The sequence below is a fragment of the Pectobacterium sp. CHL-2024 genome (assembly GCF_044751765.1).
In the GTDB taxonomy this organism is placed as follows: domain Bacteria; phylum Pseudomonadota; class Gammaproteobacteria; order Enterobacterales; family Enterobacteriaceae; genus Pectobacterium; species Pectobacterium brasiliense.
In genome coordinates, this window is the sequence record NZ_JBIXKO010000010.1 from 126,451 (window position 1) to 141,893 (window position 15,443).

The 15,443-nt window shown below is 52.2% G+C and carries 13 protein-coding genes; 10 read left to right on the forward strand and 3 right to left on the reverse strand.

Annotation, left to right across the window (positions count from 1 at the left end):
• The first annotated feature begins 128 nt into the window (after positions 1-128).
• The gene (locus ACIPUG_RS15475) at positions 129-827 is read left to right on the forward strand and encodes a YtjB family periplasmic protein (RefSeq protein WP_400339101.1); all 699 of its coding nucleotides are present in this window, start codon (positions 129-131) and stop codon (positions 825-827) included.
• Between the two features lie 48 nt (positions 828-875).
• Here ACIPUG_RS15475 and ACIPUG_RS15480 read toward each other — a convergent pair whose 3' ends face one another.
• Positions 876-1,793 (reverse strand): hypothetical protein, encoded by a 918-nt coding sequence (locus ACIPUG_RS15480; protein ID WP_119871122.1) that lies wholly within the window; start codon positions 1,791-1,793, stop codon positions 876-878.
• A gap of 291 nt (positions 1,794-2,084) precedes the next feature.
• Here ACIPUG_RS15480 and prfC point away from each other — a divergent pair, with 291 nt between their 5' ends.
• From prfC to ACIPUG_RS15515, 7 genes are all read left to right on the forward strand, one after another.
• Positions 2,085-3,674, forward strand: a complete 1,590-nt coding sequence (gene prfC / locus ACIPUG_RS15485; protein WP_014914025.1) for a peptide chain release factor 3 — start codon at positions 2,085-2,087, stop codon at positions 3,672-3,674.
• A gap of 505 nt (positions 3,675-4,179) precedes the next feature.
• A complete protein-coding gene (gene osmY, locus ACIPUG_RS15490) occupies positions 4,180-4,788 on the forward strand; it encodes a molecular chaperone OsmY (protein ID WP_014914026.1) in 609 nt (202 codons plus the stop codon).
• A 153-nt stretch (positions 4,789-4,941) separates the two neighbouring features.
• Entirely contained in the window at positions 4,942-5,103 is a 162-nt protein-coding gene (locus tag ACIPUG_RS15495; RefSeq protein ID WP_003019081.1) for a DUF1328 domain-containing protein, read from the forward strand.
• A 151-nt stretch (positions 5,104-5,254) separates the two neighbouring features.
• A complete protein-coding gene (locus tag ACIPUG_RS15500; protein ID WP_010284712.1) occupies positions 5,255-5,443 on the forward strand; it encodes a stress response protein in 189 nt (62 codons plus the stop codon).
• 114 nt (positions 5,444-5,557) lie between these two features.
• Positions 5,558-6,355, forward strand: coding sequence for a TatD family hydrolase (locus ACIPUG_RS15505; protein ID WP_180789579.1), 798 nt, complete (start codon positions 5,558-5,560; stop codon positions 6,353-6,355).
• A gap of 302 nt (positions 6,356-6,657) precedes the next feature.
• Complete coding sequence (locus ACIPUG_RS15510) at positions 6,658-7,935, forward strand: NupC/NupG family nucleoside CNT transporter (RefSeq protein ID WP_014914028.1); 1,278 nt, start codon at positions 6,658-6,660, stop codon at positions 7,933-7,935.
• Positions 7,936-8,084: 149 nt separating this feature from the next.
• Positions 8,085-8,801, forward strand: a complete 717-nt coding sequence (locus ACIPUG_RS15515) for a 4'-phosphopantetheinyl transferase (protein ID WP_205536893.1) — start codon at positions 8,085-8,087, stop codon at positions 8,799-8,801.
• Between the two features lie 48 nt (positions 8,802-8,849).
• On the opposite strand, the gene ACIPUG_RS15520 is transcribed toward ACIPUG_RS15515, so the two are convergent.
• Both ACIPUG_RS15520 and ACIPUG_RS15525 read right to left on the reverse strand, forming a co-directional pair.
• A complete protein-coding gene (locus tag ACIPUG_RS15520) occupies positions 8,850-10,811 on the reverse strand; it encodes a TonB-dependent receptor domain-containing protein (RefSeq protein ID WP_040032604.1) in 1,962 nt (653 codons plus the stop codon).
• A gap of 222 nt (positions 10,812-11,033) precedes the next feature.
• On the reverse strand, positions 11,034-12,293 hold the full coding sequence (locus ACIPUG_RS15525) for an MFS transporter (RefSeq protein ID WP_400339105.1): 1,260 nt from the start codon (positions 12,291-12,293) through the stop codon (positions 11,034-11,036).
• A gap of 331 nt (positions 12,294-12,624) precedes the next feature.
• On the opposite strand from ACIPUG_RS15525, the gene ACIPUG_RS15530 reads away from it, so the two are divergent.
• Both ACIPUG_RS15530 and ACIPUG_RS15535 read left to right on the forward strand, forming a co-directional pair.
• Positions 12,625-13,821, forward strand: a complete 1,197-nt coding sequence (locus ACIPUG_RS15530; RefSeq protein WP_400339107.1) for an isochorismate synthase MenF — start codon at positions 12,625-12,627, stop codon at positions 13,819-13,821.
• A complete protein-coding gene (locus tag ACIPUG_RS15535; RefSeq protein WP_400339109.1) occupies positions 13,818-15,443 on the forward strand; it encodes a (2,3-dihydroxybenzoyl)adenylate synthase in 1,626 nt (541 codons plus the stop codon). The genes ACIPUG_RS15530 and ACIPUG_RS15535 overlap by 4 nt, the downstream gene beginning before the upstream one ends.

Here is a 15,443-nt window from a genome sequence, read left to right on the forward strand (position 1 = left end):
GCGATAAAGTCGTGCGAAAGAGGGATGCGGCGTCGACCAAACATATCCCTCCAAAAACTGGGCAACAAGCTATCCTATCGTCGGCGCTTCTGGCAACATGAAAGTATCCAAATCGTGTAAGGATTATCATGGTTCGCGCCCGGGTGAAATTTCGTCTACACCGCACGGCAATTGTGCTGATTTGCCTCGCTCTGCTAGTGGTATTAATGCAAGGTGCGTCCTATTTCAGTTTGAGCCACCAGATGGCGCGATCTGAACAGGTTGAAGATCTGGCGCGTACGCTTTCCAGACAGGTGGCTTACAGCCTTTCGCCGCTGATGGGCAGCGTGGACGATAATCGTCAAAAAATTAATACCATCCTCACACAGCTTACCGATCACAGCCGCATTCTGGATGCCGGCGTCTATCAGCAGGACGGCTCGCTGGTGGCGCATATCGGTGAGCAAGTGCAGCTGAGAGACAGGCTGGCGCTGGATGGCAATCGGGTCGGTAGCTACTTTAATCATCAGTTGGTGCAGCCGATTGAGGGAAAAGAAGGGCCGATCGGCTTCCTGCGGATTACCTTAGATACCCATGTACTGGCGACCGAAGCCAGACAGGTCGATAACACCACCAATATTCTGCGTCTGATGATTTTACTTTCACTGGCTATCGGCATCATTCTGACCCGCACGCTCTTGCAGAATCGCCGTACCCGCTGGCAGCAGTCGCCTTACCTTCTCACGGCGAGTACGCCAGTGAAAGAAGAAGGAGATGAGGCAGAGAGCGATACGCGGCCGGAGAGCGGTGCGGTAGTGAAAAAGGACGAGGAAGAGAAAAGCCTCTGACACGCAATGGCTCCCGTACAAACCGAGCGTTTGTACGGGGAGTGTGTGTTATTTCAACTGCTGCTGAAACTGGAACCAGTGAGACTGAAATTTGCTGATGACGGAGAGATGATCGTTTTGGGTATAGCGGTCAGACGCCGTTGCAGAGATATAGTTACGAAAGCTGTCAAACAGCGAATTAGCAGGCGTTGAAGCTGCAAGAGAAAAGATTTGCTGCCGTTGAACCTGCGTGGCCGATGTGCCTTCCGCATTTTTTTGCAATTCCAGAAAAGTCGCGTTCGCCTTATCAGTGTCTCCTGCATCGACGCTGCGCTGATACTCATCTTGTAGGATGTTTTTTTCCAGGTTACTCAGCGCATTAGACTGGTACGTGATGAAGTCCTGAATATCCTTGTCTGCTTTCTGGTGAGCGCTGCTATCCACATAGCGGTTTTTCAGTTCTTCCAGCTTTGCGGCTTTTAGCGTGATTTCGATGCTATCGGTGGTATAGCTCCATGTTGTCACATCAGATGGTTTCGCCAGTGCTTGATGAACCAGACCGACAAACTCTTCTTTACTGATGCCGCTGTCTTCTTTGAGGTTATTTGACCAGAGCTCAAGCGCCATTTCGTTTGTGCCGATGGGGTCAACCGATAGATTGATATTCGGGTTGGGACCGGAGACGTTTCTTTGCCGCGCGAGTTCGCGGATCTGGGCCTCTGTCCGCTGCGCATTTTCATCTATCTTGGTCACGTCAGGATGTAGGGGCTTGCCGGCATTTTCTTTCAAACGCGCCAGCGCTTCCGCAGAAATTTTTATATTGTTGGGGAAGGTGACGGTTTTTCCGGTAATCGGATCGATGATGCGTGTGATGTCGCTGCTGGCCGTAGTGGGCTCTGTTGTCGCTGACTGTGCTGTAGTCGATGATGTCGCGGTGCTTTGGGCCTGAGAATTGCTATAACCCGTATTATTTACAGACAAGCTCATACTCTCTCCTTAAGTGCGATCAAATGGTTAAATATTGACCCAAATATTATCGGCAAAGATAAATGATAACTTTATAAATGATTTATGGCGTAATTGTTGATGGTGGTATCAGAACGGTGACGGCGGGCATGATATCTCCGCGCTGTTTATGCCATCACCGATTGTGTCTGCACGTTAAATCAGGGAAAATGCTCGGCTACAGTTTATTTCCGCTTTGCCTGACGATCTGACATCGGTGTGTTGTTGACTTGATGCTGACGCCGGGTGGCTAACAAAAGAAACCTGAAAATCATGTCTCCAAGTGAATACGCCCGCGAAGTCTCCAAAAGAAGAACGTTCGCTATCATTTCTCACCCCGATGCCGGTAAAACCACGATTACCGAAAAGGTCCTGCTGTTCGGACAGGCGATCCAGACTGCCGGTACGGTAAAAGGGCGTGGTTCGAACCAGCATGCGAAATCCGACTGGATGGAGATGGAAAAGCAGCGTGGTATCTCCATCACCACGTCCGTGATGCAGTTTCCCTACCGTGATTGCCTGGTGAATCTGCTGGATACCCCAGGGCACGAAGACTTCTCCGAAGATACCTATCGTACGCTGACGGCGGTGGACTGCTGCCTGATGGTGATCGATGCCGCAAAAGGCGTCGAAGATCGTACGCGTAAGCTGATGGAAGTCACTCGTCTGCGCGATACCCCGATTCTGACGTTCATGAACAAACTTGACCGTGACATCCGCGATCCGATGGAAGTGCTGGATGAAGTCGAGAGCGAGCTTAAGATTGCCTGTGCGCCAATTACCTGGCCGATTGGCTGCGGCAAACTGTTCAAAGGCGTGTACCACCTTTATAAAGACGAAACCTATCTGTATCAGACCGGTAAAGGCCATACGATTCAGGAAGTGCGCATCGTTAAAGGGCTGGATAACCCGGAACTGGATACTGCCGTTGGCGAAGAACTGGCTGCGCAATTGCGTGACGAGCTGGAGCTGGTGCAAGGGGCATCGCACGAATTTGAGCTGGACGCGTTTCTGGCTGGTGAACTGACGCCGGTCTTCTTTGGTACGGCACTGGGTAACTTCGGCGTTGACCATATGCTGGACGGCTTAGTCGCCTGGGCTCCTGCGCCGATGCCGCGTAAAACGGATACCCGTGAAGTAACGGCGGCGGAAGAGAAATTTACCGGCTTTGTGTTCAAGATTCAGGCCAATATGGACCCGAAACACCGTGACCGCGTGGCGTTTATGCGCGTGGTGTCCGGGAGATATGAAAAGAGCATGAAGCTGCGTCAGGTGCGTACGGGCAAAGACGTGGTGATTTCAGATGCGCTGACCTTTATGGCGGGCGACCGTTCCCACATTGAAGAAGCCTACCCGGGCGATATCATCGGGTTGCATAACCACGGCACTATCCAGATTGGCGATACGTTTACACAGGGTGAAGACATGAAATTCACCGGTATCCCCAACTTTGCGCCGGAACTGTTCCGTCGTATCCGCCTGCGTGACCCGCTCAAGCAGAAACAGCTGCTTAAAGGGCTGGTACAGCTGTCCGAGGAAGGTGCGGTGCAGGTCTTCCGTCCACTGACCAACAACGACCTGATCGTTGGGGCTGTCGGTGTGCTGCAGTTTGATGTGGTCGTTGCCCGTCTGAAAACGGAATATAACGTTGAAGCGATTTACGAGTCGGTGAACGTTTCTACCGCGCGCTGGGTTGAGTGCAGCGATGTGAAGAAATTCGAAGAATTTAAGCGTAAGAACGAGCTGCATCTGGCGCTGGATGGCGGGGATAATCTGGCCTATGTCGCTCCGACGATGGTGAACCTGAACCTGACGCGGGAACGCTATCCAGAAGTGACGTTCCACCAAACGCGCGAGCATTAATTTTGAACGGTGGCGCTACGGTTTCATGAAAATTATCGTGACTGTGGCGTTTACATCGTAACCACATTGTTAAAATAATCATCACCCGGTTATGCTTGGTTTTAGGCCAAAAGTGCCGGGTGTTTTTATTTTTAAATGTATTTAAAAACAATGTATTACCCTGGTTTTTTCCCTGCTGTGATTTCTCGCTTCAGTGCAACAGACAAATCTGAATTGCTGCGCATATTCCCTTGCTCCCCTGTGATTTTCCATTCTGTAGGCTATAGTTAACAGCGTGTTAACTGATTTAGCTTGTTCAACTGTTAGTGCAATTTAAGTTGGTTCATTATTTTGATTTGTTTCGCCTTTGCAATTCAATACTCTGATTTTTTTATGCAAGTAGAGGGAATCATCGGAGTATTGATAACGTCATTATCACCTTGATTTGCTGATGACGGTGCAGGCGTTAACGTGACCCAAATCGGTTATTTCGGGTTTATAGAAGAGCATAAGAAGGAAGACATCGATGAAAAAGACCAAATTGACACAATCGCTGATCGTAGTTGCTCTGGGTTCTATTCTGGCTGGCGGTGCCATGGCTGAGGAAACGTTAGGGCAGAAAGTAGAACGTATCGCGGACACAACTGGTGCAAAAATCGATAGCTCCGCCAATAAAGCATCTGACTACGTCAGTGACAGCGCGATCACAGCAAAAGTGAAGAGTGCGTTGTTGGAAGACAAATCGATTACCAGCAGCGATATTTCCGTTGAAACGTCAAATGGCGTCGTCACGCTAAGCGGCTTTGTCGGTAGTCAGGAATTGAGCACCCGTGCGGTGCAAATCGCGACGCAGGTTGAGGGCGTCCAGTCCGTCAGCGATAAACTGCAGGTGAAAGATTCCCAATCACAATCGGTTGGCGCTTATGCCGATGATGCTGTGATTACCAGCACGATTAAAGCCAAACTGCTGGCAGATGACATTGTTCCGTCCCGTAAAGTGAAAGTCGAAACTCAGGCTGGCGTCGTGCAGCTGAGCGGCGAGGTGGACAGCAAAGCGCAGTCCGATCGGGCTGAAAGTATTGCGAAGGCCGTTGACGGCGTGAAAAGCGTCAAGAACGACCTGGCAGTGAAATAACCGTCGCCATACCGTACAGGGTTATCCGTAATCGCGGATAACCCTACCTAATCCGCACAATAAAACACCACTTGTGGATACGCAGTCAGGACGCATGAAGCGCGTCAGGATGACCACCATGATTTTTCATTTTTTGTCTGGTAAGGAGAGCGTATGTTTCGTTGGGGCATTATATTTTTAGTTATCGCACTGATCGCGGCAGCACTGGGCTTCGGCGGATTGGCCGGTACAGCAGCTGGCGCGGCGAAAATCGTCTTTGTGGTCGGTATTATTCTGTTTCTGGTTAGCTTGTTCACGGGTCGAAAACGGCCGTAGCACAGCACCTTCTTTCATTCTTTCTCCACGGAAAGAAATGTCATACAGAGCACACAGCCGCGCCACGCGGCTGTCATATTTTACCGGCACACTATCTTCTAATACGACCCGCGTATTTGCTGCATTTCGACAGTTTATCAGGAGGGTTATGATGAATAGCGATATCGTTGTTGGCAAATGGAAACAGTGGAAAGGGAATTTCTTGGCACTGTGGGCTGATTGGTTTGACAGCGACTGTGCCTGGCTGGAAGGGAGTAATGATTACCTGTCCGGCGTCTTGCAAGAGGGTTACGGAAAAGCGCACGAAGAGGTATCCTCAGAGAAAACCACGCTACACTGAGGCCTCACCGCAACGACCAGTCCGATTCTGCCATGAGGCTTTGGCAGGATATTACTTGGGCGTAGATTAGGTCGCCTCATCTTGACGGGCCTAATCTTGACGGAGAGAAGCAACGTGCTTTCTGAACGACACCGCTTTATCGATACCCACTGCCATTTCGATTTCCCCTTATTCTATGATGATGCACCGGAAAGCCTGCGTCTGGCGCAAGACGCTGGGGTTGAGCGCATCATTATTCCGGCTGTGGCTTCTCAGCATTTTGAGCGCGTGTTGACGCTCGCTCGCACCTACTCTCCACTTTATGCCGCACTGGGTCTTCACCCGCTTTATATCGCTGAACATCAGGAAAGCGACCTGCTCCGTCTGGAAAAGGAACTGCGCCAGTTGCCTGTAACGCTGGTGGCGGTGGGGGAGATTGGGTTGGATCTCTATATGCCGGAACCGCAGTTTGAGCGACAGCTTACCTTTCTTGAGGCTCAGCTTCGGCTGGCGAAAAAATACGATCTCCCGACGATCCTGCACTCGCGACGCAGCCACGACAGGCTGGTGCAATTGCTCCGCCGTATCGACGTGCCGCGTACTGGCGTAGTTCATGGGTTTGCAGGCAGCCTGGCGCAGGCGCAGGCCTTTATCCGGCTGGGCTATTACATCGGCGTGGGGGGAACCATTACCTATGACAGAGCGAACAAAACGCGTCAGGCGATCGCGCGGCTGCCGTTAGATCGGCTGCTGCTGGAAACTGACGCGCCCGATATGCCGATGAGTGGCTATCAGGGGCAACCCAACCGACCCGAGCGTATTTCGTGCGCGTTTCAAACGCTGTGTGAGTTACGTGCAGAACCGCCTGAAGAGATTGCTGAGGCGCTGTGGCAGAATTCGTTCAGGCTGTTTGGAAGGCTTACCCCGACATAACACTGCTACCGTTATGCTGAAACTCCTCCCCTAAAGCGGAAGCCTGTTTGCTTCCGCTTTTCTCTTATTTCTGTGCAACAACAGACAGAACAGCCATTTCGATTTCATATACCAACCATAAAATTGTGATGAAGATCACTTTTTGGTGTTTTGGACTGTTCGATGTTGTATGTATTTGTGACATAAATTAGCGACCTTTACGGGCCTATCTCTATAATCGGCTCGCCAGCGCGTGCTTACCGCTCTGGCAACACGATTTTTATTATGCTCTCACTTTTTTCACGCGTTATAGGGAACTGCACATGCAACTCGTTATGAGTCTCATCGGCATGATTGTTCTGATACTGTGCGCGGTTATGCTGTCCAATAACCGTAAAGCTATCAGATTACGCACCGTAGCCGGTGCTTTCATTCTTCAGGTCGGTATCGGTGCACTGGTGCTGTATGTACCCGTAGGCCGCAAGATTCTTGAAGGTTTGACGGGCGGTGTAGCAAACGTTATCGCCTACGGAAATCAAGGCGTTTCGTTCATGTTTGGCGGTTTAGTATCCGACAAAATGTTCGAAGTATTTGGCGGTGGTGGGTTTGTTTTCGCACTCCGCGTATTGCCGATTATCGTCTTTTTCTCTTCCCTTATCGCCGTGTTGTACTACATGGGCATTATGCAGTTGGTCATAAAGGTACTCGGTGGCGGATTGCAGAAACTGTTGGGAACCTCCCGTACTGAATCGCTCTCTGCGACGGCCAATATCTTTGTCGGCCAAACGGAAGCGCCGCTGGTGGTCCGTCCGTATATTGCCAACATGACGCAGTCAGAGCTGTTTGCGGTAATGTGCGGTGGGTTGGCGTCGATTGCAGGTGCGGTGATGGCGGGCTATGCCCAAATGGGCGTGCCGTTGGAATACCTGATTGCGGCCTCCTTTATGGCTGCGCCGGGTGGGTTACTGTTCGCCAAACTGATGGTGCCGGAAACGGAAAAAACGCACGACCATGATGAGATGGTTGGCTTTGTTGATGAAGACGATCGCCCGGCTAACGTCATCGATGCTGCGGCAAGCGGTGCGGCTTCTGGTATGCAACTGGCGCTGAATGTGGGCGCGATGCTGCTGGCATTTATCGCCTTGATCGCCGTGTTGAACGGTATTCTGGGCGGTATCGGCGGCTGGTTTGACTATCCGCAGCTGTCACTGGAACTGATTCTGGGCTGGTGCTTTGCGCCTGTCGCGTTCCTGATTGGTATTCCGTGGAGTGAAGCAACCGTGGCGGGCTCGTTTATTGGGCAGAAGCTGATCGTCAACGAGTTCGTTGCTTACATGAATTTCAGTGAATATTTGAAAGCGGATGATGTGGTGCAGGCCGCGGGTTTGCAGGTTCTGTCGGATCATACCAAAGCTGTGATTTCGTTCGCGCTGTGCGGCTTTGCTAACCTTTCGTCTATTGCTATCCTTATTGGAGGTTTGGGCAGTATGGCACCGACTCGGCGTCAGGATATTGCCCGCTTTGGTTTGAAAGCGGTTGCGGCAGGTACGCTTTCTAACCTGATGAGCGCCTGCATCGCAGGGTTCTTCCTGGCCCTGTAAATGTAACCAGGCATTCTTGCAGTAGCGAGATGATGGGCGGCGAAAGTCGCCCATTGTTCGTTTAAGTCCCTACATTTTTCAGGGATTAAACGTGGCCTATGCAGCATTTACCGAATGCGGGTGCGATATGCTTGCCTGAGTGGAGCAACATGCTTTCTGCTTTTATTGATGATGTTGAATGGATTACTTTTCCACGGGCAACGGACGGTGCCACCTACCCAGGTATTACTGCTCGCTGCCATTTCCATTTGTCTGCCTACGACGACGCGCTTTTTGCCGAGGCGAACATTCCTTTCTCCGACGCGCTAGAACGCGCCGTACCGAAACGCCGCGCCGAATTTCTGGCTGGGCGCTGTGTCGCCAAACACGTGTTAAATAAGCTGGAACACCCTGATTTTGTTCTGCATAGTGGGGAAGACCGCTCGCCGCAGTGGCCGGGTAATATTGCCGGTTCGCTGAGCCATAACAAAGACAGCGTACTCTGCGCCGCACATTTACGGAGCGACGCGCTATCGTGCGTGGGGGTGGATATCGAAGGATTTATGTCTGACGAACGTGCGCAATCGCTGTGGCCCGGCATCATTGGTGATGAAGAATTCCAGTGGTTTCAGGAGCGGGAAGAAGCATTTAGCTGTTTGCTGACAATCAGCTTCTCAGCGAAGGAGAGCCTGTTTAAGGCGCTTTACCCGCAGGTCAGGCACTATTTCGATTTTCTGGATGCCAGACTCGTGGCGCTGGATATCACCAAACGCGAGTTCGAGCTGGAACTGCTGACCGATCTGACGCCGACGTTTTACGCCGGACGCCGTTTTAAAGGCGCATATCTGTTAAGAGAGTACGACGTCACCACGTTTCTCTGCTGCTAAAAAAGCCCGCGTTAGCGGGCTAGAGTTATTGATCAGAACTTGTCGGCATCAGAATTTATAGCTCACGCCGCCGTATACCGTACGTCCAGACAGGAAATAGTCGTTGTCGGTGGCAACATAGTCCCGTTTTTCGTTAGTCAGGTTAGTGATGCCCAATTTTAGATCTACGTTTTTAACCGGTGTATAGGTGGCCCCGATATCCACGGTATTAAAGCCGCGTGTCTTGCTGGCTTCCTTATCAAACAGATACTGGTTACCCGTGTACTGATAGGACACGTAGGCTGATAAGTTATCCAGCGCCTGCCAGTTCAGCTGCGTGTTAACCGTATTTTTCGGGGTTTGCTTCAGGCGCATTTTGGTTGTGCGGTCTTCGGCATCCACAATAGTCCAGTTAGTGGTCCAGTTCAGGTCATCTGTTACATCGACCCAGAATGAGGTTTCAATCCCCTGAATTCTTGCCTTATTCACATTGATGTAGCTTATTCTTGTCATTCCAGGCAGTCGTGTTTCTGTCTGGATCATATCTTTTATGTCGTTGTTAAACAGAGTAACGCCTGCCCCGAAGCGTTCTGCTTCATAGGCGGTACCAAGTTCATAACTTATCGCAGTCTCTGGTTTAATATCGGGATTTCCGACTTTTTGGCAACCACCACGGCAGTCAACTATTGAGTAACCTCTTGTTGATTGTGCAAGCGTTGGTGCCTTGTAGGCTTTGCTAACACCACCTTTTATTACCCAGTTATCCGTCAGACTGTAGGTTGCATAAGCACGTGGGCTAAACTCGGTTCCATAGACTTCATGCTGGTCGGCACGGCCTGCAAAAGTTAATGCCAGATCGCCGAGTTTAAATTCGTCTTGTAGGAAAATAGCCCCCTGACTGACATCAACGCCCCCACCTGGTAAATTCATCGTGTGTTTTAGAGATGTAAGGCGATACTCACCACCGCCTGTCAGCAAATGATCACCCAGATAGCCGGAAATTTGGCCATCAATAGTGTGGTTATCTTGTGTCGTATCGGCTCTGCCGCCTTTGAGCTCTGAGTTATCCATCAGCTCTACGTTTTCATAGTAGTAACGCAGTCGCGTATCGACATTCTCCCAACTGCCGTTATGCGTTAATCCTAAGCCAAGGCGATCCATTTTTTGGATATTACGTTTTGCTACACCATAGTTGTTCCAGGCTACATCCCGATTATCTTTGGTGTAGGTCACATCAAAATCTAGGCTTTGCCGATCGTCAATTAGCCAGCTCAGATTCCCTAACAGATTGAGGTTATCGCGCTCTTCAAGCGCATCGGTATTAGGATTTTTCGATAACTCGGTACGCCAGGCATCACGTTTGCCGCCATCAATAATGAGGCTGCCCAGCAACGTATTCTCTATCAATGGGCCGCTGACGTAGCCGCTTAGGCGGTTGTGGTCGCCGCCGGAACCTTCAGTCGGTGCTTCAAAGTTATAGCCGATCTCGCCCGTTGCTTTATCTCCCGGCTGGCGCAGGATCACGTTTACTACACCGCCTAGCGCGTCAGCGCCGTACAGAGAAGACATGGGACCGCGGATGACTTCAACGCGATCGATGGCGGAAACGGGGAGGGAAGCAAGATCAAAATCGTTAGCGTAGTCGCTGATCAATGCTTCGCGTGAGTTAACTCGACGACCATTGATCAGCAGTAATGTGTAGTCCGCTTTCATTCCACGGATCTTAATTTCGTTACGACCATAGGTGGATGACGGATTGATGTTAATGCCCGGCAGCTTTTTCACCGCGTCGGAAACGTTATTCACCGACATCTTTTCCAGCTCGGCGCGGGTGATGACAGAAACGCTGGCGGGGGCGCTTAGCGTGGTGTGTTTCGTCTGCGTTGCTGTCACGACGATTTTTTCATCTGCCGCGTTTTCTGCCTGTGCGAGTGCAGGCAGTGCCAGTAACCCGGTCACCAGCAGGGCGCGATACACCTTGCTGTGTGGGAAATGATGATATGAAAAACGACTTTCCGGTTTTAGCTGCATGTCAAAGACCCCATCAAAGAGTGGAAAAATATCCCCGTAAATAGCGTGTTGTGTTGCGTATATTGCCGACCCACTCGTACGTGAATCGATCGGTTTATTGCCCTGTATACCCGTCATACTTCAAGTTGCATGTGCGTTGGCTACGTTCACTCACCCGAATCACTTACCTGAGTAAGCTCATCGGGATTCCTTCTCTTGCCGCCTTCCTGAAACTCGAATTATTTAGGGTATTGTCTGTGCCGTTTGGCGTGCGGCCATCTTTCGGCTGCGTTCAGCCAACTGCGGAATTAAGCGCATGGTCAGCAGCATGGCGGCCAGCGCAAATACGGCGCTGGCGATAGCAAGCTGTGAGAAGCCGTCAATTTTTCCCTCGGCAGAGGTGCTCAGATAAGCGGCAGAGGCGACGCTGGCAAGCCCCGACGCCACGTTGGCCGCGGTTCCCTGATAGGACATAAATGCGGCGCGCTGATGTGGCAGTGGAATGCCTGCGGTAATCGCCAGCGTGCTGCTGGAACGGGCTGCGCTGAGCGCCATGAACAGGGTGAACACCAGATACAGGGAAAGTGAAAAAGGCAAAACGAAACCGCAGAGAATCACAACGGCCAGCAGCAGCGTCGTCACCACGATTGTCCGGCTGGCATAACCGCGATCCAGCAGATTGCCGCACAGCTGCATGGTTACCATGCTTGCCAGCCCGCCGCAGAGATAGAGCAGGGAAATATCATCCCGTGGGAAAGCCAGATTGAACTGAAAGTAGTTGGAAAAATGAGGGATCAGCAGGAAATGGCCGAACATTTGCAGCGACATGATCGTCAGCCCCAACAGGAAAAGAGGGGATGCCAGCAGGTCATGTAATACCGAAGCGGGCGCTGCCGTGGGTGATGAACCTTGCTGAACCCGATGCGTCGGCGGCATGGAAGGAAAAAACCACAGCACTAACAGCGCCAGTAGCAGGCCGCCGAGGCCGAAAATATAAAACGGTGCTTGCCAGTTAATACGGTGAGCCAGCTCCAGCGACAGCGGCATGATGACAATCGCCGCGAGTGAAAAACTCATGCCGACATAGGCTAACTGCTTTCCACGTTCGTTGGCTGGCACAATATCGACAACCGCCGCCATCAACACGCCAGAGGCCGGCCCGGCCACGCAGCCCGCCAGAATAAACAGCAGTAAAAGATGAGTTTGGCTGGTGGCAAACATGCAGGCGGCCGTCAGGCCGAAGCGCAGGGTTAGCAGCACGATCAGAGCATGTTTACGGTTAAATCTGTCCAGATAGGGAGCGGCGAGGAAGCCGACGATGGCAGAGGCAAACGTTGCACCACCGCTGATGTAGCCGATGTTCTTGGCATCCATCGACAGTGCGCTGATGAAATCGGGGCCTAGCGGCATCACCATCATCAGGCTACCGAGGGAAAGCATGTTAACTAGCAACGCCAGGTGCACAACAGATCGGGTGTGCGGGCGGTACATGCTTTCATCCATGACAGGCTCACATTTAGACACAGTTAGTAAAATATTTGCGCAGTCTAGCGCAGCTTAATTTTCCTGACAATGAATGATAAGTATTTTCATTATCATCTGTGATGTGGGTTTTATAATCAATACATTCCTGTTGCTAACCATTATCCATTCTGAAACATGCACAAAAAAATTGATTAACATCAATTTAACCCCTAATTACTGGGCGTGAATAACCATTTTGTGGAAGGATTGACCGAACACGTTACTTCAGTGTAATTTAACTACGCTTAATATAAATGATAATGATTTTAATAATCATTGGTATTTAATTTGCGAGCGCAGGAGCTGTCTTGTGGATACACTGATTACAGAAACTGAAGCATCTAGCGGACTAACCTATTCGGAACAGACCGCTTTTTTATATGCATCGGAACACCGAAGCCTGTCTACTTCTGGCTTATTTGAACGTATTTCTTCCCCTGTTTGTGTTCCGGGCTCGCACGATGACAGGCTTAGCCCTGCAATCGCGCAGGCATTCCAGCGAGCGCGTCAGGCAGGGCAGTCGCTGCCTATTGTTGTGGGGGCGATTCCCTTTGATACCACGCAACCGTCTTGTCTCTATATCCCTGAGAGTTATACCGTTACGACGAAATCTGAACTCGTCAGCCGTGCCCGTAAGCACACGGCGGCGGGCCCTACCGCGTTAACGTTAAACAGCGTCCCGGACGAATGTCAGTTCAAGTCCATCGTGGCAGAGGCCGTTGAGCGCTTCCGCCGTGGTGAACTGAGCAAAGCGGTGCTGTCACGTATTCTGGACATTGAGCTGGCGAGCCCCGTTAAGGCGCAAACGATCCTCAATAACCTGATGGTGCAGAACGCCGGTGGATACCACTTCTCACTGCCGCTGCCGGATGGTTCGGTATTGCTGGGTGCAAGCCCGGAACTGCTGCTGCGTAAGCAGGGGAACGTCATTGTCTCTAATCCGCTGGCGGGATCGGCGCGACGAATGAACGATGAACATCTGGATTACCTGAATAGCCAGCGCCTGCTGAAGTCGGGTAAAGACAAGCACGAGCACAAGCTGGTGGTGGACGACATCCGCCAACGCCTGATGCCGCTGTGCGCGTCGTTAACGATTCCATCGGTCCCTTCGCTGATGCACACCGCCTCCATGTGGCACCTGTCTACCGCTATCCGCGGTGAACTGGCGAACCCAGAGATGACGGCGCTTCAGGTCGCCTGCCAGCTCCATCCGACCCCCGCACTGTGCGGCTTCCCCACGCAGGAAGCGCGCCAGTTGATCGCCGAGCTGGAACCGCACGATCGTGGCGTATTCAGCGGTATCGTCGGCTGGTGTGATGCCAACGGCGATGGTGAATGGGCGATAGCGATTCGCTGCGGCACCATCAAACACAACAAAGTCCGCCTGTTTGCCGGTGCGGGTATTGTTGAGGCGTCCGTCCCCGAGGATGAATGGGCTGAGACCGCCGCCAAATTAAACACGATGCTGAATGCGTTTGGGCTTAACTCAGGTGTGGATGGACTATGAGCATTGAATTTACGCCCTGGCCAGAGGAACTGGCGCAGCGTTATCGCGACAAGGGATACTGGATTGGCCTGCCGTTAACGGATGCCTGGGAGCGCCATCTGGCGACGCAGCCTGACGCCGTTGCGGTGGTGTGTGGCGAGCGGCAATGGAGCTATCGCGAGCTGGATCGGCAATCTTCCGCGCTGGCAGCGCGCCTGACGGAAAGCGGCCTGCGCTGCGGCGACACCGCGCTGGTGCAGTTGCCGAACGTGGCCGAGTTCTACCTGACCTTTTTTGCGTTGCTGAAAATGGGCGTCGCGCCGGTTAACGCGCTGTTCAGCCATAACAAGCTGGAGCTGCTGTCGTACGCCACGCAGATCGAACCGCGTTTACTGATCGCCTCGGCTGAACATCCGCTGTTCGGTAACGGTGAGTTTCTGGATCGGCTACAGACGCAGGTTCCCCGTCTGCAAACGGTGGTGATGCTCGGCGACAGCCCGCTGGGGCACAGTTTGTCAGACTGGCTGCAGCCGTGTGCGTCGACCAGCCAGTATCAGCCTTCTGCATCGGGGCAGGTCGCTTTCTTCCAGCTTTCTGGTGGCAGTACCGGTACGCCGAAGCTGATTCCCCGCACTCATGACGATTATTACTACAGCGTGCGCCGCAGTGTGGAAATTTGTGAGCTGACGCCTCAAACCCGCTACCTGTGCGCCTTGCCCGCGCCGCATAACTTCCCGCTAAGTTCACCCGGTTCGCTCGGCGTGTTTTACGCCGGTGGACGCGTCGTGCTGGCGCCCGATCCGGGGGCGATGACTTGTTTCCCGCTGATCGAACGCCATCAGATCGATATTACCTCGCTGGTGCCGCCCGCTGCCGCGTTGTGGATTCAGGCGGCCGAACAATTTGGTGACGCGCTACGTAGCCTGAAGATCTTGCAGGTGGGGGGTGCAAAGCTGAGTGAAACCGTCGCCCGTCGTATTCCGGCGGTATTGGGCTGTCAGCTACAGCAAGTGCTCGGCATGGCGGAAGGGCTGGTGAATTACACCAGACTGGATGACAGCGACGAGCACACTTTCACGACGCAAGGCTATCCGATGAGCCCGGACGATGAAGTGAAAGTGCTGGATATCGACGGCAATCCGGTGCCGAGAGGCGAGGCGGGGCTGCTGGCGACGCGCGGCCCATATACCTTCCGCGGCTATTACCGCAGCCCGGAACACAATGCCCGCGCCTTCGACAGTGAAGGCTTCTACCACTCGGGCGATGTGGTGCAGATGACCGAAGATGGCTATTTGCGCGTGGTCGGGCGGGAGAAAGATCAGATTAACCGAGGCGGTGAAAAGATTGCCGCGGAAGAGATCGAAAACCTGCTGCTCAAGCATGACGGCATTCTTCATGCCGCGCTGGTGTCCATGCCGGATCCGGTCATGGGCGAAAAGAGCTGTGCTTTTCTGGTGGTCAGCGATCCCTCGCTGAAAGCTATCACGTTAAGAAAATATCTTCGTAATCAGGGTATTGCTGAATTCAAACTGCCGGACCGCTTCGAGATGATCGACACCTTGCCCGTTACGCCGGTCGGCAAGATTGATAAGAAATTGCTTCGTCAGCGCATCCAGACCCAACTTAGCACTCAAAATAAATAA